This is a genomic window from Paenibacillus sp. FSL F4-0100 (assembly GCF_037993005.1).
GTDB lineage: Bacteria > Bacillota > Bacilli > Paenibacillales > Paenibacillaceae > Paenibacillus_AQ.
The window spans coordinates 5,471,225-5,490,819 of the sequence record NZ_CP150303.1 but is presented as its reverse complement, the minus strand read 5'-3'; the positions used below and the strand labels follow the sequence as shown (position 1 = coordinate 5,490,819).

Here is a 19,595-nt window from a genome sequence, read left to right as displayed (position 1 = left end):
AGTGGAAGGAGGAGCTTTTGTGATTTTAAAAACGAAATTGTTTGGGCGAGTCTATCAATTCAAGACGCTCATGGATGTCATGGCAAAAGCCAATGAAGAAAAGTCGGGGGATACGCTGGCCGGATTGGGAGCCGCTTCGGCAGAAGAACGCGTAGCCGCCAAGGTAGTTCTTTCCCAGATCAAATTGTCGGACCTGCGCAATAATCCGGCGGTTCCTTACGAAGAGGACGAAGTAACACGTATCATTCAGGATGCCGTGAATGAGCGCATTTACAGTGAAATTCAAAACTGGACCGTCGAAGAGCTTCGGGAGTGGATTTTGAATGAGAACACAACGGAAGGCGACATCAAGCGCATCTCCCGTGGACTGACAGCAGAAATGATCGCTGCGGTTGCGAAAATCATGACGAACCTTGACCTGATTTACGGGGCCAAGAAAATTCGGGTTACGGCGCATGCCAATACGACGATCGGGCGTCCGGGCACGTTGTCGGCACGGCTGCAGCCGAATCACCCGACAGATGATCCCGACGGTATCATGGCTTCCCTAATGGAAGGCCTGACTTTCGGGATCGGGGATGCGGTGCTTGGCCTCAATCCGGTCGACGACTCCGTAGAAAGCGTGACGCGTGTCCTGAAACGGTTCGAGGAGTTTCGGCAGAAGTGGGAAATTCCTACGCAAACCTGCGTGCTCGCTCACGTTACGACCCAGATGGAAGCTGTTAAGCGCGGCGCGCCCACAGGACTTATTTTTCAATCGATCGCAGGTTCGCAGAAAGGGAATGAGGCGTTTGGCTTCAATGCGGCCACGATTGAGGAAGCGCAGCAGCTTGTGCTGAATCAAGGCCAGGTGGTTGGGCCAAATGTAATGTATTTCGAGACGGGGCAAGGCTCCGAACTGTCTTCCCAAGCTCATCATGGCATCGACCAGGTGACGATGGAAGCACGCTGTTACGGTTTCGCGAAGCGGTATAACCCGTTCCTTGTCAATACTGTTGTTGGATTCATCGGACCCGAGTATTTGTACGATGCGAAGCAGGTTATCCGTGCCGGCCTGGAAGATCACTTCATGGGCAAGCTGACAGGCATTTCGATGGGCTGCGACGCTTGCTATACGAACCATATGAAGGCGGATCAGAACGACTTGGAAAACCTGGCGGTTCTCCTGTCTACAGCAGGCTGCAACTTCTTCATGGGTATCCCGCATGGCGACGATGTCATGCTCAACTACCAGACGACCGGATATCATGAAACGGCAACGCTGCGTGAATTGCTCGGTTTGCGTCCAATTCGGGAATTCGAGCAGTGGATGGAGAAAATGGGCTTTATCGAAAACGGCAAACTGACCAAAAAAGCCGGGGATGCGTCAGTATTTCTCAAGTAAGGAAAGGAGGAAGCTCACATGAACGAGAAAGATCTGAAATCGATGATTGAATCGATTTTGAACGAGATGGTAGGAAACAAGGCAGAGCAAGAAGTTGCTAAGCCTGTTGAAACGGCGACAGTTGCAGCACCGATTGCGCATAACGCGGAGCCGCACGAAGGTGGACTAGTGCAGAAAACTGTACCTGAGGAAGCACAAGAGGACGACGGTGAATGCTTGGATGATATCACGGAAATTAACCTTCGCAAGCTGCTGCTCGTGCCTGATCCGGCGGATCGCGAAGGATATATGAGAATGAAAGCAAAAACGCCGGCCCGTCTTGGCGTTTGGCGCGCAGGTCCGCGGTACAAGACGTTTACATCGCTGCGTTTCCGCGCTGACCATGCCGCTGCTCAAGACGCCGTGTTCTCCTATGTATCCGAAGATTTCGTCAAGGAGATGCACCTTGTGCCTATCACCACCAAGTGTCAGGACAAGGATGAATATATTACGCGTCCGGACTTGGGACGTCAATTCTCGGATGAGACCATCGAGTACATCAAGCAGCACACGACCAAGCAGGCTAAAGTGCAAATCATGGTTGGAGACGGCTTAAGTTCGGCAGCGATCGAAGCCAATTTGCGGGATATCATTCCATCCATTACGCAAGGTCTTAAGATGTATGGCATCGATGCAGGCAATATCCTGTTCGTCAAGCATTGCCGTGTTCCTTCCATGGACGTCATTGGCGATGTAACGGAAGCAGATGTGGTTTGCCTGCTGGTCGGCGAACGCCCGGGGCTTGTAACGGCAGAATCCATGAGTGCCTACATTGCTTATAAACCAACGGTGGGCATGCCTGAAGCAAGACGTACCGTTATTTCCAACATTCATTCCGGCGGTACCCCTGCCGTAGAAGCAGGGGCGCATATTGCCGAATTGATCAAGACCATGATTGATCGCAAAGCATCAGGCATTGATTTAAAACTATAGGAAAGGCTGGAGGCACGTATGAGAAACGAACCGATTCATGCACAAGTGCTCGGGATGAAGCTCATTTCCAACGTAAGCCTGGATATGGCAAACAAGCTGGAGCTGAAGCCGCACCATAAAAGTTTGGGTATCATTACTGCTGACATTGATGACGTAACTTACGCAGCACTGGATGAAGCAACGAAAGCAGCCGCTGTGGATGTTGTGTATGCAAGAAGCATGTATGCCGGATCGGCTAATGCTTCAACGAAGCTGGCAGGTGAAGTCATTGGGATTCTGGCTGGGCCAAATCCCGAGGAAGTACGCAGCGGCATGAACGCTGTCGTTGATTTCATCGGAAGCGGCGCTCATTTCGTTAGCGCCAATGAGGATGACAGCATCACCTATTTCGCCCACTGCGTATCCCGAACAGGCTCCTATTTATCCGAGACGGCGGGGATCCAAGAAGGTGAGGCGCTCGCTTATTTGATCGCTCCGCCGCTGGAAGCGATGTATGCGATCGATGCAGCACTGAAAGCCGCCGATGTTACGATTGCAACCTTCTTTGGCCCACCGTCCGAGACCAACTTCGCCGGCGCACTGCTGACAGGCAGTCAATCGGCCTGCAAGGCAGCATGCGACGCTTTCGCGGACGCTGTCCAATTCGTTGCGGATAACCCAACGAGTTATTAAGGTAGCGGACCATGAGATATAGCGCGTTAGGGCTAGTTGAAGTCAGAGGGTATCTAGGTGCAGTCGCCGCAGCGGATGCCGCATTAAAGGCGGCAAGCGTTACCTGTATCGGCATGGAGATCATCGGGGGTGGACTGGTGACCGTCAAGCTGGATGGAGATGTCGGAGCGGTGCAGGCTGCTGCTTCCGCAGGAGCGGAGATGGCGAAGCAATTAAATGTGCTGCTGACCCGCCATGTGATTGCCAGAATGCATGAAGAAACGGCAGTTTTGATAGAAGAACAGGATGATACTGACGAAAGTCCGCTTCAGGCAGTCGCAACCATGGATGAACAGGAGCAGAAACAAACTGCAGAAACTGCCGCTTCTAAAGATTTGGCGGAAGAAGGGGCAAGTTCAGAAGACCTCAAAGCGGCAGATACGGTTTGGCCGCAGGTACTAAAGACAAATGAAGCGAATGTTGCTGGGCCCCAGCCGGAGCGGAAACCTTCACCGATGAAGAAAATCCAAACTCAAGCGGAGGAGAAATCCACACCCGACGTCAGGGAAACAGAAGATGAAAAAGCCGCAGTAAAGCTTGTCCCTGAGCAGAAGGATGCCGATGATCCGGCAGCAACATCGGATAAGAAGCAGGCCGATGCGCCAAAGAGCAAGCACAATGACGGTAAACTCCGTGAGCAACCGAAGCAAAAATCGGCAGCCAAGTCCGGCAAGAAGTCAAAAAGGGCAAGCTCATAGGAGAAACATCTATCGATGAAAATGCAAAGAAGACCGACCGCTTTTACTAAAGAAAACAAATACACATCTATCGATGTAAAAACGCAGTAGAGAGAAGGAATATTGATGGAAACATTGGATAAAGACCTGAGATCCATTCAAGAAGTCCGTGATCTGATCAACAAAGCCAAGGAAGCGCAAGTTAAGCTCGCCGCCATGACGCAAGAGCAAATCGACGCGATCGTCAAAGCGGTTGCCGATGCCGGATACAACCATCGCGAGAAGCTGGCGAAGATGGCCAATGAGGAAACTGGCTTCGGCCGCTGGCAGGACAAGGTCATCAAGAATGCTTTTGCTTCGCAGCAAGTCTACGAGTCTATCAAGGACATGAACACCGTTGGCATCTTGAAAGATGACAAAGAGAATAAGTTGATGGAGGTAGCTGTCCCAGTCGGTGTCATTGCCGGTCTAATTCCATCCACCAACCCGACTTCGACGGTTATCTACAAAACGCTCATTGCGCTTAAAGCAGGAAACAGTATCGTGTTTTCCCCGCATCCGAATGCGCTTAAGAGTATTCTGGAAACGGTGAAGGTCATTAACGAGGCAGCTGTGCAAGCAGGATGCCCAGAAGGTGCCATTGGCGTCATGACGGTTCCGACAATTCAAGGAACAGATCAATTGATGAAGCATAACGATGTCGCCTTGATTCTAGCAACAGGCGGAACGGCGATGGTCAAAGCCGCTTATTCATCCGGTACGCCGGCAATCGGCGTTGGTCCAGGCAACGGCCCTGCTTTTATCGAGAAGAGCGCGAATATTCCGCTTGCAGTCAAACGCATCATGGACTCCAAAACTTTCGATAACGGCACGATTTGCGCTTCGGAGCAATCCGTTGTCGTCGAAGCATGCAGCAAGGAAGCGGTTGTGGCTGAATTCAAAAAGCAAGGAGCTTATTTCCTTTCCGCAGAGGAAGCCGATCAGCTTGGCAAATTCATTATGCGGGCCAATGGCACCATGAACCCGCAAATCGTTGGACGCAGCGTAGATCATATCGCAAAACTGGCGAATCTGAATATTCCTGCTAGAGCTCGCGTGCTGATCGCCGAAGAAACCCGCGTGGGACGCAATGTTCCATATTCACGAGAGAAATTGGCTCCAATTCTGGCTTTCTACACAGAGGGTAGCTGGGAAGCTGCATGCGAACGCTGCATCGAAATTCTGAATGGAGAAGGCGCAGGCCATACGATGTGCATTCACTCCGAAAATGAAGAGATTGTACGCCAGTTCGCTTTGAAAAAACCGGTGTCCCGTTTGTTAGTCAATACACCGGGTACGCTTGGCGGCATCGGCGCAACGACAGCACTTGCACCAGCGCTTACGCTTGGTTGCGGTGCGGTTGGCGGAAGCTCCACATCCGACAACATCAGTCCGCTTAATCTGCTTAACATTCGCAGAATCGCCTATGGACTAATAGAAATGGAAGATTTGGCGGACCGAAAGGAAGAATCGCAGCCGAAAGCCGCATGCAGCCTTCCGGAAGACAAAGAACAACTTATCGACATGATTGTGGCACGTATTCTTGAAAAAATGTAAGTTTTCGTAGATTTCATCGGCAAGACGAGCAACCCATTATAGGTAACCCTAAAATTCATTATAAATACAAATTATTAGGAGGAATTTTATCATGGCAAACGCAAACGCATTGGGAATGGTGGAAACAAAAGGTTTGGTAGGGGCAATCGAGGCAGCAGACGCAATGGTGAAAGCAGCAAATGTTACGCTGATCGGCAAAGAACAAATCGGTGCAGGTCTCGTAACGGTTATGGTTCGCGGCGATGTGGGCGCTGTTAAGGCAGCTACCGACGCAGGCGCAGCTGCGGCAGAACGTGTTGGCGAATTGCTTTCGGTACACGTGATTCCAAGACCTCATGCTGAAGTGGACGCAATCCTGCCTAAAACCACAAAAGCAGAATAAAACTACTCTGACAAGCCGGACGAGGAAGACAGCAGAATGCGGGCACTTCGCCCGCATTCCACTTCTGACTATGGCGATTTATCCTGGCTTGTAACAGTTCGGACGATCGCGTAAGGAAATATGAACACGCATTCGCCTTAGAAGGATGTGAAAACATGGCTGTGATTACGGAAAGCGAGCTGCGCAAGTATTTTCGAAATCGGAATTTGAAGGATGTTGCCGTTTATGAGACGGCTGCGGGAACGATACTGACGCCATCAGCCAAAAGCTTTTTGACCGATCATCAGATTGAACTGCGGTATGTGACAGCTTCTGAGACGGATAAGGATACGGTAAAGGAACCGGTACCGGCACCAGCGCAAGAATCGATGCTGCAAAACGAAGTTAAGCTTCAAGTGACGACCAACCTGGATGTTGAACCAGCAACCGGCGGGAAAAAGCGATTTCGGACGCTGTACGGCGGATTTTTGGAAACGAAGCCTGAGCATATGACCCATTTGTATGGAAATATGCTCGTTTTTAAGGATCATCCACGGATATTATTCCGCGGCAAGCTGGACTCATTGGAAACAAAAATATTGGAAGCGCAAATCAGCTGCTTCAGGCTGAATATGACCAAGCTGGTCAACGATTTGGAAGAGATTTTGCAATTCGTTAGGCGGATCGTACGGTGCGAAGTGCTTAGCGAAAGCATTGAAGAATTCCATTTGCTTGGGCTGAACCCCAAGGAACTCAGGGAGCAATCCCATTTTCCCAAGAAATACTTTGGACTGGAACATTTTCAACCCAGCTATGATATGGGCGAAGCGGTTGTTGTCATAAATGCGTTACGCACATTGACGAGGGAGACGGAACTGCTGGCTTATCAAGCCTTCAAGAAGGAACACGGAGATGTAGAACGTGAAGATATCATTCGATCACTGAACAGGCTGTCTTCCTTGTTCTGGATTATCATGTTCCGCATCCGTGTTGGAGAGTACAACTGATGAGGTGACTAAGGTGGATAACCAACTGGTAGAGAGCATCATTAATGAAGTGGTTAAGCGGGTGCAGGATGAAACCTGTTTCGAAATCGAAGCATCCGGCAAACATGTGCATTTGAATCGGGAAACGATCGATGCCTTGTTCGGCAAGGGATATCAGCTGACGAAAGCCAAGGATCTTTCCCAGCCGGGGCAATATGCTTGCAAAGAACGCGTGACGCTGATCGGGCCCAAGGGCTCTTTGCATAATGTCGTCGTGCTTGGTCCGGAACGCAAAGAATCGCAAGTAGAGGTATCGCTCACAGATTCGGTTGTGCTCGGAATATCCGCTCCGGTAAAAGAAAGCGGTAAGTTGGAAGGAACCCCGGGAATCGTCATCGCTTCGGGCAGCAATATGATTCGGCTCGATCGAGGATTAATCGCAGCACAACGCCATATTCACGTGAAAGCGGAGGATGCGGAGAAATACAACGTAAAAAACGGCGAAATCGTGAAGGTAAAAGTGTATGGCAAACGTCCGCTTATTTTTGACGATGTGCTGGTTCGAGTGAGCCCGAACTTTGAGACCTACATGCATATTGACTACGACGAAGCAAATGCATGCGGCTTTACGAAAGGTACGAAGGGGAAAATTTTGAAGTAGGGCATCCAGGTTTAGGAGCGTGAAAAAATGAACATAGAAGCTCTGGATCGGGCAGCGATTATCGAAACCGTAACGGCTGAGGTGATGAAACGGCTGGAACTGGCACAGACGGAGAAGCCGGATGTATCCAAAAAGCAAGCGGTTCTACTGACTGTGGAACCGTTGCCGGAACTGGAAAATAAACTGAAGCCATATTATGAGGTGCGTTATTACGATGAGGCGCTCAGAGATTGTGATGTGCTGATTATTCCTACAATATGTATTCAGCTGTTATCCCACCTTGCGAACGGCATAAGCGCAGGCCCGCGTGAACGGTTCGTGCTCACGATGCTGCTGAAGGGACGAAAGGTGATTGCGTTCGAGGAAGGATTGCTATACCGCAAATACAAGTCAACGGCCCCCATTTTGTTGTACAAAATGTACGATGAATTTACAGACAAGCTGAGCGATTACGGAATCCGGATGGTCAAAGAAACGGAAATGCTTCCGGTTTGTATGGAGGAAGGGCGGCTTAAGGATATGACTCAGGTTGAGCCTCATACCGAATCCGTTTATGCACCGCATGATGCGGAAGTATTGAGCCGCAAAGTCATTACCGAAGCGGAAGTGAAAAAGCACCGTCTGCAGAACCGGACAGAGATCGTGATAGACCGGCACAGTATCATTACGCCGCTTGCTCAGGATTACTTACGCATGCAGCAGATGCAGATACGTAGAAGATAACGGGCGAGGTGAACTTATGATCATGGGACAAGTTATGGGAAGCCTGTGGGCTACCCGCAAGGATAATAAGCTGAACGGGATGGCCTTCCTCGTGGTCAAACCGTTATCATATGCCAAAGAACCCGTCACACGTGAATATTTTGTCGCTGCGGATAATGCCGGGGCAGGCATAGGGGATACGGTATTGGTAACGACCGGAAGTGCGGCCCGAACATCGTTTGCCAATGGAGACGTACCCGTTGATGCGGTCATCGTGGGGATCGTCGATTCGATCGAGGTGACACATGATTAGTGCAATAGGCGTTGTTGAGATGCGCAGCATTAGTAAAGGTTACGAAACAGCGGACCAAATGCTGAAGACTTCGCCTGTTGAAGTGCATCATATGAAGCCGATCTGTCCGGGCAAGTTTCTGATCGTCATGAGCGGGGATACCGCAGACGTACAGGCAGCGATGGAGACAGCCAAGGTGGAAGCCGGCGAATTCCGGATCAGCGACTTTGAACTGCATGGCGTACATCCCGATATTATCGATGGATTGAAACGCCGTCCTTCCACCCTGCCTGTGAATGCGCTTGGCATTGTGGAGACGGCTACGGTGTCTCCCGGCATTTTTGCATTAAATGAAGCTTTGAAGCAATGCGACATTCATGTGAAAAAAATGAATCTTGGCATGGCGATTGGGGGCAAGTTTCTCGCCGTGTTCACAGGAAGTGTCAGCGATGTGGAGCAGGGGATGAAGGTGTTTGTATCCTCCATGGATCCAAAGCGGATCATTCATCATGCGGTGCTTCGTTCCCCGTCCGAAGAAATCATACAACACTTCCGGTAGGGAGTTTTCAGGGCACGATGGTCAATGAAAACCATTTGCTTTGGATCATATAGCGATAGAATGGGGGAGCATGTACGTGGAGATTAATGAAATTATCATATACGGCATGGTTATTTTCATGATTCTCGGTGCCATCGATAAGTGCATTGGGTACAAGTTCGGATTGGGACATCAATTCGATGAAGGGATTATGGCCATGGGTTCGCTTACGCTCGCCATGGTGGGGATCATCTGCCTGTCTCCGGTCCTGGCCAAAGTGCTAAGTCCGGTCGTCGTTCCGATATACAGCGCATTGGGAGCAGACCCCGCCATGTTTGCGACTACATTGCTGGCGAACGACATGGGCGGCTTCTCGCTGGCACAGGAACTCGCGCAGAGTCCGGAAGCGGGATTATTCGCAGGAACGATTCTGGGGGCTATGCTTGGCCCTACGATTGTATTCATCATTCCGGTTGCACTTGGCATTATTAAAAAAGAAGACCAGAAATTTTTGGCTACCGGCGTGCTGGCCGGTATCGTAACTATACCGCTCGGTTGCTTGATTGGCGGATTGGTTGCCGGTTACTCGATCACAATGATTTTGTCCAACCTGGTTCCAATTATTTTGTTTGCTGTACTTATCGTGCTGGGATTGTGGAAATTTCCGCAGGGTATGATCAAAGGGTTCACGGTTTTTGGGCAGTTCATCGTCATCGTTGCGACATTGGGACTCGCAGCTGGCATCACGCAGCAGTTGACGGGAATGACCTTGATTCCGGGGCTTGCTCCGGTTGAAGACGGAATCAAGATCGTTGGCGATATTGCTATTGTACTCGCCGGCGCTTTTGCGATGGTATTTGTAATTACGAAAGTATTTAATAAACCGCTTATGAAGCTGGGCAAGTTGCTCGGCATGAATGAGATTGCGGCAGCCGGGCTGGTTGCGACGCTTGCTAACGTCATACCCATGTTTGGCATGATGAAAGACATGGATGCGCGGGGCAAGGTCATCAACGTCGCATTTGCCGTGTCGGCCGCATTTGTATTCGGCGATCATCTTGGTTTTACAGCCGGGGTCGCGAAGGAAATGATTTTCCCAATGATTGTCGGGAAGCTTGTCGGCGGAATTACGGCGGTTATTGTAGCCCTGTTTTTGGCTAAGAAGATGGCTCCGGAACCGAAGGAAGAACTTCAGGAGTCATAATAGCGTTTTTTTTCAGAATATTATTTTTACGTAAGCAGGTTTCTATCTAATCCTCTCGTTTGAGCCCATCTTGAAAAAGGTGGGTTTTTTATGATATCAGACTCTCATTCCGCATTGTGGCATCACTGAAGCAGCAATTGGAAAATTATGCGGAGCTCGCCGTCAAGGTAGGTGTGAATGTACAGCCCGGCCAGACGGTTGTGGTGATGGGACCGATCGCGGCAGCTGACCTGATCCGGTTGATTACTCTGCATGTTTACAAGGCAGGCGCCCATAATGTTCATGTGGAATACAATGATGATCAACTGCCCAAGATTAAATACCTGCATGCACCGGAAGAAGTATTCTCGGAATATCCGGAGTGGAAAGCCAAATCGATGGAGGAATCATTACCAGTGAATCAACTCCAGTTTCTTTGAAGCAGGAGAAATTGGCTTTGGCAACACAAATAATAAGAGTGTTTTGGGAACTTTGATGAGATTAGAAATCTATGCAAAAATCAATAAACGATTTCGAGGTTGGAATGGGAACGAATGTTCCAGGAAATGATTGACATATTATTAGATCAAATATATACTATTATCAAATCGAAAGAAGTGCGGGAGAAGCACCTCGCAGGACAGGCCATGAAGCCTTTCTTGTGGGGTGCTTTTTGCTCTTCCTTTGAGGATGATATGGATAAGGGAGATGATTGTTTTGTTGCAACGAAGAAGAAAAAACCGCTATATAAACAGTCTAGTCGTTCTAATCATGTTTTTCCTGCTTGTGGCCAGACCGCTTTATGCAGAGGCTTCAAATACTGGGTGGGATGCTGCGTTAACAAGCATTGACCAGTTGTATGACAATTTTACCGCATTGGAGTTAGCCAATAAACAGGATAAGCAGCAAATACAGGTGCTGCGCAAACAAAACAATGACAAACTTAAAGAAATTAATTCGAAAGTACAGCTCATTGACAAGGTAAAGCTCGACAAGTTAAAGACAGAAGCAGACCAGACTCAGAAAAAATACGCTCCTATGCTTGCGGAATATACTGATCTCGGCAAGAAAGCGACGGAAGCAAGGAAACGCAAAGATCGAAAGTCCGCTCTTCTGTATGATCTCAAGCGAAACCATATAAAGGCTTCTGCTAATGCAGCGCGACAGGAGATCAAATTGAAAAAGGATGCTCTAACAGCTGCGAAGAAGCAGGCTGCCGCAAAAGCCAAAATCGTCAAAGATGCTTTATTACCGGTGCAAACGCTAAAGAAACAAATCACAGCCGAGAACAAAAAAATAACAGACTTCAATAAAGATAAAAATGAAGTGAATAAACGTTATAAAGCAGCTGTCAAGGAGGGAGATGCTGTGAAGGCTGCTGCAGAATTGAAACGGATCGTTGATGATGCTAACCAGATTCATGCTTTACAGAAGAAGATATTTGAATGGGAGGGGAATATTAGGAGTACAATTCATGCTGCAGATGCCAAGCTATCGAAATAAGTGTTTATTTCGAATAATGCGGATGTACCCAGCTTCCAAATGATGAACGGAAGCTCGTTAATTCACTTGTTGTAGCTAAGCGGTGACAGCGAATATCTTTACGCACTCTGAATAAGCCAATCTCATTACCAAGAGCAAAGAGCCCGTGCAAGACAAAGGCTCTTTGCTGTAAAGCACTAGTCGAAGAAGAAATCCGACAGGCCGCGCCATTTACCGGATCGTTTGATCTCTTCCAAAAGCACGGTTGCGCCAGCAATATATTGCCTCGAAAATCCCGAATACGCCGACGACTGCGGTGACCAGAATAACCGCCCAAACGCCGAAAACGGTCATCGTCACTGTAGTTCCTTTATCCGCCAGCAGAAGCGCACTGCCGACGACCCAGAGGAAGTCGAGCACTGTAATAACAAGCACGGCCCCTGGAGAAACAATGCTCCTGGATGCGGTCCATACGAGAAATGCGACGAATACGAGCAGGAAAACACCAGTTGAGACCAAGCCGGTTCTACTGTCTAATCCAGTCCATTCAGCAACATACCCGGGAAATAATAACAATAGCAACCCGCATGCTCCGGACGAAACGGAATTTATCACCAGAACTTTGCGGATGAAAGTTTCTCCTGTAGGCGTTATAGCTTCATTTGGTTTCATATTTATCCCCTTTCATTTAAGCACGCTTCATTGTCCGCTTGTACAGTTTTCACAAGCGAAGAAATGATCCCCAAGTGCATTGCTTCGTGGATGAATGCGAAGTTAAACAGCTCGCCTGCCGTTTCGAACCTTAGCGGCCCCATTTCAAACGGTGGATTCAAAGGTATTATCAACGACTCGGGGTTTACCTTGGACAGATCGTCGTACTGCACGGATAAATATTGAATCAGTTCCTCCTTCGATGGGGGCGTGGCAGTCCAGTCCGACGGTTTCGTTCCGGTCATGAATAAGCCGGAATAGTTTTCCGGCAGCTTCGTATTTAACGCCGGGCTTGCGGAGAGAAACCAATTCAGCATAGTCACGATATGACCGGTGTTCCAACGAATGGTATTCTTAAATCCTGCCGGAGTAATATCGTAGATTTCTTCCGGAATCGCTTGAATGGATCCGATCACCAATTGATGCACCGTTTTTGCGGTTTGGATGCTTGCTTGGGACATTGTACATTCCTCCTAATGGTTTGGCTATGTTCTAACAACCCGAGATTAGCCCACAAACTACTGCCAAAACCATACTTTTCACTGCCATTTGGTGCCAATATGGCTTTTTTTTCGGTCAGCAATAAAAAGCGGTTGTTTTTTGGGTGGATATACCCAAGAAAACAACCGCCATCTAAGTCATCGTTATTGCGCCTTGATCAGTGCGTTTTTCTCCTTTAGACTTGTTGCTATAAGACGCGCGCCAGCATTCTGCCAATTGTAGCAGGTGCGCTCGGGCACGCAGGAACGGAACCACGCCAAAGCATCTTGGGAAGGGGCATCCAGCTGATTACCCGAATAACGTACGCTATATGGCTTAATTCCGACGACGTAAGGGAAGTACAAAGCATTGTAAAACTTCCATTCGTCCGTCGTGCCAAACGATTCATCCTGGCGCGGCTTTATTTGCAGTATATTTTCGATAAGCAGAGATTTAAGCTCGTTAGCCCGTTCCATTACACCATCAACCGCTCCTCGCTTCCGCAGCCTTTCGTCAATCAGCTTCAACTGCGTGAGCGGGCTTGACGCCAAACGCTCCAGGTTGCCCAAGTTGCTAGTTGCGCGCCGGATATGACGGTAGAGCTCCTCATCGTCCATCTCCTCCGGTTTCGCATCCTCATCAATACGAGCCTGGACGCTTTCGACCAAACGCAGTTTGGAGCGTTCCAGACGCAGCTTCGGGAACATCATTAAAGCGAAGTTGTCGAGCAAAGCCCGAATTGGATACACAAACACTTGGAATGCAATGGAAACCATCATGCTGATCATCAATAACAACAGTGTAATAAAATCGAAACCCGTCCCCGTTCCAAGCCAAATAACAAGCGCAACCTGACCGGAAAAAATGAGCGTAAAAAAGACAGAGTAATCGAGGGACCGAAACAAATCGGGCAGCCAGGATTCCCCTTGCTCCCTGATTTCTTTGATCATCGTATACGCGCTGAACACCAGCATTCCCGTACCTTGTGCCATTATGACTCCCTTGTTCCATGCGTCGTTCGGATAAAAGAAGGCCAAAGCCGTCATGCAGGCAAATATAAGAAGCGGCACATAACTGAAGACATAGAAGGAAAGGGGCCGCTTTATCTTATCGGACAATGTTCCCCATAGGGAAAGCACTATAAACAGGATGAAAAATGTACATAACGCAGCTTTATAGGAGACAACGAATTCGTCAGGATTCACAGCGAAGGCCAGCCAAATCACGCTGCCCAGCGCCAGCCCTATTAAACCATACTTCCATAACGTCCATAATGCGTTCCGTTTATCTTCTTTTCCCGCGACAGTGGATAGAACGGCACCTTGCCACAAAACCAAAGGCAGATAGGAGGAGATATCTTGTATCTTGCTAAGTGGCAGTGCGATGCGATGAGGCTCTAGGCTGTAAGGCATCAATACGGCTGCCCCAACACCGAACGAGCAAACAATTACGCCAAGACCGGCCAGCAATAGCCGAACGTTTCTTGCATCTCGGCTAACTATATATAAGCCGAACCAAAACATGAGTCCGAAATAAATAAGCTGCACAGTAATCATGCCGATTGTTCTCCTTTACTTGAAGCTATAGAAATAAAAGTCGAAATACTGGTCATGATTCTCTTCTAATATAGGCCGAATGTTTGCGCAGCCAGTTTTTTAACGATATTGTAGCATGGAGGGCTCTGACACAACAATATGATAAAGCTATGGATATACTCAGTTGACCTTGCAACCGGAGGTAGCGTGGGGGATTTCTGCGTTATTAAGGGTTGACGACAAAATGATATTGCTAGCCGTATTCCTTCAGCTATTTTACAGCAATCGTTCCGACACGGCTGATAAGCTCCATTGAATTGGATGCATCCCCAATCGTGCCTTTGATTAATTTTTCCGTGCTCTGTTTTACCTTGAAGCCATCTAAACCAACGCTTATATCCGATGAGTCGCTGCTTGCGGTAAGCTTTAACGAAGCAGGAGGTGTTTTATAAGATACGGCGATATCTCCCGATTGTGTTTCTACTCGCAGCAACGTTCCCTCTTCGATCTCTTTGACGGATACTTCCCCATAGGTTGAAGTGATGTTCATCACGGGGCTGGTCACGTCTGTCATATAGCTGGCGCCGCTGCCTGTGGTTACCGTTAATTCGTTTAGCGAGCTGTCTTTCAATTTGATATCCCCGTCTTTGGAAGTAAACACACCCTTTTCTGCTGAAAGTCCTTCGATGTTCTCAGACCCCGCATTGTTGGCGATGACAATGTTTTGCGCCACTACATTCTTCATCTTGATGTCACCTGCATTATTGTTCAATGTAATCGTATCGACTTCACGGTCGGGAATCGAGATATAAATCGTCCCTTTTTTGCTAAAAGTGAACCCTGCCATGGCACTACCCTGGTCTTCCTGGGTAACGACAATTTTATTCCCGTCATGGTTAATCGTTACAGGGTCGCTCTTATTGTTCTGCCGCTTGCCTTCGCAAGCGATGGTGATGTTCGGGGAATCGGAACGCTTGAATTCAATGTCCCAAGATTCGTTGTTGACTTCAATTTCTTCAATGCGGTTAGCTTCGTAGGAAGATTCATGGTTATAACTTGTTGATTTCCCTACGCCTTGGCAGCCCATAACTAACCCGCCAACGGTAAGCAAAACAAGCGAAGTGGTTATGATTTTCCTCATGCTCTAGTCCTCCATTCATATACGGTGAAATTTTAAGCTACATCGGTTCGATCTACTTTATGAAAAGAAAGATAGCCAAGGATAAGGCCAAGCAGACAGAGAGCAATCGGGATGGCGATGAAATGAAACAGACTGGTCGAGCTTCCCCCGTCAGACACCGTTGCGTTAATCACGAATCCAATGACGACAGCCGAGGTAATCGTGGAAGACGTCGATTTTTTTCGCATGCCAAAAGATAAAGGAATCAGGCTGATTCCAGCTATCATAAATGCATGGATCAACGTTGCTGAAAGGGTAGCCGTCATGTCACCAATATGCACCGGGTCTTCGAATAAACCGATAATCGGATTCAAGAAGTACACTAACAAATTGATCACAAACGTAGAGACGATGATGCTGAAGAAGCTAAATCCAAACACAATCGACAACTTGGCTTGAATGATTTTTTTTCGCTGCAAGGGGTAGGTAAATAACACTTGGATCATGTTGCTCTTGTATTCCTCAATCACTAAACGTGATAAAATAACGCTCGCGAAAATGATATAAGTGATGCGCATTAAAATATCCGTTAAAGTAATGAATTCAGTATAATTTTGAAACAGCGGTTCACTATCACCGCTAGGGCCCTGGGACATCAATGCAGCGGCGGAGAAAATAGCCACGATACAAACGGCCAATCCTTTAAAATAACGGGATATGTTACTTTTTTGCCATTCCAGCTGTATAAGTTTAAGCATAGCGTTTGCCTCCATGAATGAGATTGATGAAGTACTCTTCTAATGATCCGGCATGTTGTCTTCGAATATCATTCATCTTGACTTCATTTAATAGTTTTCCCTGATGAATAATGCCAATCGTATCGGCGATCGATTCGATTTCGGACACGATATGACTCGAAATTAAAATGGTCGTTCCGTATCTCTCCTTTAAATGCAAGAAAAGCTCCCGCATTTCCTTAATCCCGATCGGGTCAAGCCCATTGATAGGTTCATCCAGAATAAGAATATCGGGTTTCGTAACAATCGCGCGCGCAATCCCTAATCGCTGCTTCATCCCTAAAGAGAATTCATGGATTTTTTTCTTCCCCACACCCTGAAGACCTACGATCTCCAGCGCTTCCTTGAGCGCTGTCTTATCGCGATAGTCCATGTATCTACAATGAAACTCCAAATTGGCCTCCGCAGTCAGCCGGTCGTAAAACACGGGGTATTCAATGATGCTGCCGATTCTTTTTAAGTATTGAACCGATGTTGGCAGAACCAACTGATCGAATACTTGGATATCACCGGAAGATGGTTTTACCAGATTTAAGATCATTTTCATAATGGTTGTTTTACCGGCTCCATTCGGACCTAAAAATCCGTAAATTTCTCCTCTGCTGATACTCATATTGACGTTTGTAATGGTTTCCGTGCCCTTGAATGCCTTGCTTACTTGATTGATTTGAATGGCGGCGTTCACTTGTCATTTCCTCCCTTAATGATGTGCTACACTAAGCTTAGGGAACGAAAGTAAAAATAAAGTAAACACAATGGAAAAAGCTCGTAACATTTTGACTAGAGTAAACTCGGGATCTTGTAAATAGAGTAAGATAGAAAAGTGAATACACAGGATAAAGCTTGAAGTGAGGGGAAAATCGCAATGGAATCTGCATCCATACTAGCTGTCGATGATGAAATCGGTATTTTGAAGTTATTGGAGATCACGCTTCGCAAAGAGAATTTTACGCATATCGACACCGCATCATCGGGCAAAGGCGCGCTGCAGCGGATCAAAGAGAAGGCATATGATATGATTTTGCTCGATATTATGCTCCCGGATCTAAGCGGTTTTGAACTATGTGCGGAGATTCGGAAACATACGAATGCACCGATTATTTTTATTAGCGCACGCTCCACCGACTTCGACAAATTAACGGGTCTAGGGATCGGCGGGGACGATTATATTACCAAGCCGTTTAATCCACTGGAGGTCATTGCCCGAATCAAGGCGATCCTTCGCCGGCAAAGGTTTATGGAGAATGCTCATCAACAAAACACGGCGTTCGATTACGGCTACTTCTCTTTTCATCCGGAATCGGCAACGTTAACCGTGAAGCGTCAACCTGTAGAATGCACGGCGAAGGAGCTGGAGCTGCTGCATTTCTTTTGTAAACATCCGAATCATATCTTCACGACGGCTCAGCTTTACGAATTGGTATGGGGAAATGATGTGTACGGGGAAGAAAAAACGGTCACGATCCATATCGCCAAGCTGCGAAAAAAACTCGGCGATGATACCCGAAAACCAAAAATCATCGTGAATTTGCGGGGAATCGGTTATAAATTCATCCCCCCGACTGAGGCGCTGTCATGCGAATAAAAACTCGATTTACGATTCATTTGGCATTAGGACTTATTCTATGGATGCTTGGCACGGGTGTACTCGTTGTTATTATCCTTGAAGGCCTTCTTCCCTTGCTCGGTATCCATGTCAGTCTAGATGATGAAGGACTGTTTGTCGGATGGATCTTTGGTGCGAGTACGCTGCTGTGCATCGTCTTGTTTGGATGGTATTTTGGCGGACCGATCGGATTCATCATGGCCTGGATTCATCGACTCTCGCAGGACAACTATGAGCAACCTAACGATTTGCCTCAAATATATACCCGTAAAGGGAAACTTCGCATGCGGTTCCGCCTGTATCAGGAGGTGCTTGAGTATCTTCAATCCTTGAGAGTCAAACTGCAAGCGAACGAAATCGAGAGGAGCCAAATCGAAGAAGCCAAGCAGGAATGGATTGCGGGGATTTCTCATGATTTGAAAACACCGTTAACCTATATCAAAGGCTACTCAGCGCTTTTATTGAATGAGCAGTACGAGTGGTCGAAAGAAGAGGCGATCTCTTTCATTCGGGAAATGGACGACAAAGGAAAGCATATGGAGGAATTGATTCAAGATTTAAGCCTCGTCACACAGCTCAATCGCGCTGACGGCGCTTTGCCATTACAGAAGACGAATCAAGATATCGTCGAATTTACAAAACGGGTAGTTGCCGATATCAGCAATAGTCCGCAAGCGAGCAGCTATCATTTGCATTTTCAAGCGGATCCACCTGCCATTTATGTTGATTTTGATTTGAAATTCATGCAGCGCATCCTGCAAAATATGATGATGAACTCCATCCTCCACAATCCTGAACATACGAATATATATGTACAGATTGCGGACACAGGAGAGCATGCTGTAATCCGCATCAAGGACAATGGCGTAGGGATGCCGGCCCATATGGTGGAGCACCTATTCCAGCAATATTACCGGGGCACGACCACGGATTCTACCTCTGAGGGCACGGGACTCGGAATGGCGATTGTCTACAAGCTGGTTCAGGTTCATGACGGCACAATTAGTGTAGAAAGTGAGCCTTCACAAGGAACTTCGTTCACGATTCGATTGCCGAAAAAGGGTCTGTCTTCTCTTGGTTGACAGGGAACAGAGGAGTATTCATGGAACTAAGGGGGAGAACCATTTGAAGAAACTGCCGACCATTCAATTGGAAAGATTGACATTACGGCCTTTCCGTCTAGATGATGCCAAAGTCGTTCAACAATTAGCAGGGGATCCATATATTGCGGAAACAACATTATATATCCCGCATCCGTATGAGGATGGGATGGCAGAACAATGGATAGAAACACATGCTCATAACTTTAATGAAGACCGATCACTGGAACTAGCTATCGTACATAAAGAAGAACAGCATGTAATAGGCGCTATCTGTATTGGATGTAATAGGAATTTTGATCATGGTGAACTTGCATATTGGATTGGGAGACAGTATAAGAACAATGGATATTGTACGGAAGCGGCAAAAGGTATCGTACGGTATGCGTTTGACGAAATGAAATTGAACCGTATATTTGCCCGTTATCTGGGGAAAAACCCTGCATCGGGTAAAGTCATGGAAAAGTTAGGAATGAAATATGAAGGTCGTTTAAGACAGCATGTGAGGAAATGGAACCAATATGAAGACCTCGTGTATTATGGCCTTTTAAGGGATGGATATATTTCGGAGAACAGCTAATGAACAACTAAAAGTAGCTCATTCCTCAATAGAGGATGGGCTGCTTTTGTTTTTCAGCTAACTACATATTGACAATAACAGGAAACCTGTTATTCTATAACCGACAGTCAGTCGGTCGGTG

Annotated in this window: 23 protein-coding genes; 17 read left to right on the top strand and 6 right to left on the bottom strand. The window is 47.5% G+C overall.

Translation table 11 applies throughout. The features are described from left to right. Positions 1 to 19 precede the first annotated feature (19 nt). From MHH48_RS24835 to MHH48_RS24770, 14 genes are all read left to right on the top strand, one after another. Positions 20 to 1,384, top strand: coding sequence for an ethanolamine ammonia-lyase subunit EutB (locus MHH48_RS24835; RefSeq protein WP_076325823.1), 1,365 nt, complete (start codon positions 20 to 22; stop codon positions 1,382 to 1,384). Positions 1,385 to 1,402: 18 nt separating this feature from the next. Further along, entirely contained in the window at positions 1,403 to 2,356 is a 954-nt protein-coding gene (gene eutC / locus MHH48_RS24830; RefSeq protein ID WP_076325824.1) for an ethanolamine ammonia-lyase subunit EutC, read from the top strand. An 18-nt stretch (positions 2,357 to 2,374) separates the two neighbouring features. Next, complete coding sequence (gene eutL, locus MHH48_RS24825; protein ID WP_076325825.1) at positions 2,375 to 3,028, top strand: ethanolamine utilization microcompartment protein EutL; 654 nt, start codon at positions 2,375 to 2,377, stop codon at positions 3,026 to 3,028. A gap of 11 nt (positions 3,029 to 3,039) precedes the next feature. Continuing rightward, positions 3,040 to 3,765 carry a BMC domain-containing protein gene (locus MHH48_RS24820; RefSeq protein WP_076325826.1) on the top strand — a complete coding sequence of 242 codons (726 nt, stop codon included), beginning with the start codon at positions 3,040 to 3,042 and terminating at the stop codon, positions 3,763 to 3,765. 105 nt (positions 3,766 to 3,870) lie between these two features. Continuing rightward, positions 3,871 to 5,340: an acetaldehyde dehydrogenase (acetylating) gene (locus MHH48_RS24815; RefSeq protein ID WP_076325827.1), complete on the top strand. Its 1,470-nt coding sequence runs from the start codon at positions 3,871 to 3,873 to the stop codon at positions 5,338 to 5,340. A 91-nt stretch (positions 5,341 to 5,431) separates the two neighbouring features. After that, positions 5,432 to 5,722 (top strand): BMC domain-containing protein, encoded by a 291-nt coding sequence (locus MHH48_RS24810; RefSeq protein WP_076325828.1) that lies wholly within the window; start codon positions 5,432 to 5,434, stop codon positions 5,720 to 5,722. A gap of 155 nt (positions 5,723 to 5,877) precedes the next feature. Continuing rightward, positions 5,878 to 6,708, top strand: a complete 831-nt coding sequence (locus MHH48_RS24805; protein ID WP_076325829.1) for a cobalamin adenosyltransferase — start codon at positions 5,878 to 5,880, stop codon at positions 6,706 to 6,708. Positions 6,709 to 6,721: 13 nt separating this feature from the next. Then, positions 6,722 to 7,348 carry an ethanolamine utilization phosphate acetyltransferase EutD gene (gene eutD, locus MHH48_RS24800; protein ID WP_076325830.1) on the top strand — a complete coding sequence of 209 codons (627 nt, stop codon included), beginning with the start codon at positions 6,722 to 6,724 and terminating at the stop codon, positions 7,346 to 7,348. A 27-nt stretch (positions 7,349 to 7,375) separates the two neighbouring features. Next, positions 7,376 to 8,071 (top strand): ethanolamine utilization protein, encoded by a 696-nt coding sequence (locus tag MHH48_RS24795; RefSeq protein WP_076325831.1) that lies wholly within the window; start codon positions 7,376 to 7,378, stop codon positions 8,069 to 8,071. 16 nt (positions 8,072 to 8,087) lie between these two features. Then, the gene (locus MHH48_RS24790) at positions 8,088 to 8,363 is read left to right on the top strand and encodes a EutN/CcmL family microcompartment protein (RefSeq protein ID WP_076325832.1); all 276 of its coding nucleotides are present in this window, start codon (positions 8,088 to 8,090) and stop codon (positions 8,361 to 8,363) included. After that, positions 8,356 to 8,901: a BMC domain-containing protein gene (locus MHH48_RS24785; protein ID WP_076325833.1), complete on the top strand. Its 546-nt coding sequence runs from the start codon at positions 8,356 to 8,358 to the stop codon at positions 8,899 to 8,901. Before MHH48_RS24790 ends, MHH48_RS24785 begins: the two co-directional genes overlap by 8 nt. A 76-nt stretch (positions 8,902 to 8,977) precedes the next feature. Continuing rightward, positions 8,978 to 10,084, top strand: coding sequence for an ethanolamine utilization protein EutH (gene eutH / locus MHH48_RS24780; protein ID WP_076325834.1), 1,107 nt, complete (start codon positions 8,978 to 8,980; stop codon positions 10,082 to 10,084). A gap of 137 nt (positions 10,085 to 10,221) precedes the next feature. Then, positions 10,222 to 10,503 (top strand): aminopeptidase, encoded by a 282-nt coding sequence (locus MHH48_RS24775; RefSeq protein WP_256720806.1) that lies wholly within the window; start codon positions 10,222 to 10,224, stop codon positions 10,501 to 10,503. Between the two features lie 277 nt (positions 10,504 to 10,780). Then, positions 10,781 to 11,566 carry a hypothetical protein gene (locus MHH48_RS24770; protein ID WP_256720807.1) on the top strand — a complete coding sequence of 262 codons (786 nt, stop codon included), beginning with the start codon at positions 10,781 to 10,783 and terminating at the stop codon, positions 11,564 to 11,566. Positions 11,567 to 11,776: 210 nt separating this feature from the next. Here the strand turns inward: MHH48_RS24770 and MHH48_RS24765 are convergent, their stop codons facing one another. The 6 genes from MHH48_RS24765 to MHH48_RS24740 form a co-directional block, all read right to left on the bottom strand. Continuing rightward, positions 11,777 to 12,217 (bottom strand): hypothetical protein, encoded by a 441-nt coding sequence (locus MHH48_RS24765; RefSeq protein ID WP_076325837.1) that lies wholly within the window; start codon positions 12,215 to 12,217, stop codon positions 11,777 to 11,779. A 2-nt stretch (positions 12,218 to 12,219) separates the two neighbouring features. Further along, a complete protein-coding gene (locus tag MHH48_RS24760; protein ID WP_076325838.1) occupies positions 12,220 to 12,717 on the bottom strand; it encodes a DinB family protein in 498 nt (165 codons plus the stop codon). 183 nt (positions 12,718 to 12,900) lie between these two features. Beyond that, positions 12,901 to 14,292, bottom strand: coding sequence for a hypothetical protein (locus MHH48_RS24755; protein ID WP_076325839.1), 1,392 nt, complete (start codon positions 14,290 to 14,292; stop codon positions 12,901 to 12,903). 250 nt (positions 14,293 to 14,542) lie between these two features. Beyond that, positions 14,543 to 15,412, bottom strand: a complete 870-nt coding sequence (locus tag MHH48_RS24750) for a DUF4097 family beta strand repeat-containing protein (RefSeq protein ID WP_076325840.1) — start codon at positions 15,410 to 15,412, stop codon at positions 14,543 to 14,545. A 32-nt stretch (positions 15,413 to 15,444) separates the two neighbouring features. Then, positions 15,445 to 16,149 carry an ABC transporter permease gene (locus MHH48_RS24745; protein WP_076325841.1) on the bottom strand — a complete coding sequence of 235 codons (705 nt, stop codon included), beginning with the start codon at positions 16,147 to 16,149 and terminating at the stop codon, positions 15,445 to 15,447. Then, positions 16,142 to 16,873: an ABC transporter ATP-binding protein gene (locus tag MHH48_RS24740; RefSeq protein ID WP_076325842.1), complete on the bottom strand. Its 732-nt coding sequence runs from the start codon at positions 16,871 to 16,873 to the stop codon at positions 16,142 to 16,144. Before MHH48_RS24740 ends, MHH48_RS24745 begins: the two co-directional genes overlap by 8 nt. 180 nt (positions 16,874 to 17,053) lie before the next feature. Between MHH48_RS24740 and MHH48_RS24735 the strand changes: the two genes are divergently transcribed. Genes MHH48_RS24735 through MHH48_RS24725 form a run of 3 tightly spaced genes read left to right on the top strand, consistent with a single transcriptional unit; the run spans position 17,054 to position 19,474 of the window. Beyond that, positions 17,054 to 17,773 carry a response regulator transcription factor gene (locus tag MHH48_RS24735; protein ID WP_076325843.1) on the top strand — a complete coding sequence of 240 codons (720 nt, stop codon included), beginning with the start codon at positions 17,054 to 17,056 and terminating at the stop codon, positions 17,771 to 17,773. After that, entirely contained in the window at positions 17,764 to 18,876 is a 1,113-nt protein-coding gene (locus MHH48_RS24730; protein ID WP_076325844.1) for a HAMP domain-containing sensor histidine kinase, read from the top strand. The genes MHH48_RS24735 and MHH48_RS24730 overlap by 10 nt, the downstream gene beginning before the upstream one ends. Before the next feature lie 43 nt (positions 18,877 to 18,919). Continuing rightward, positions 18,920 to 19,474, top strand: a complete 555-nt coding sequence (locus MHH48_RS24725) for a GNAT family N-acetyltransferase (protein ID WP_076325845.1) — start codon at positions 18,920 to 18,922, stop codon at positions 19,472 to 19,474. The last annotated feature ends 121 nt before the right edge of the window (positions 19,475 to 19,595 follow it).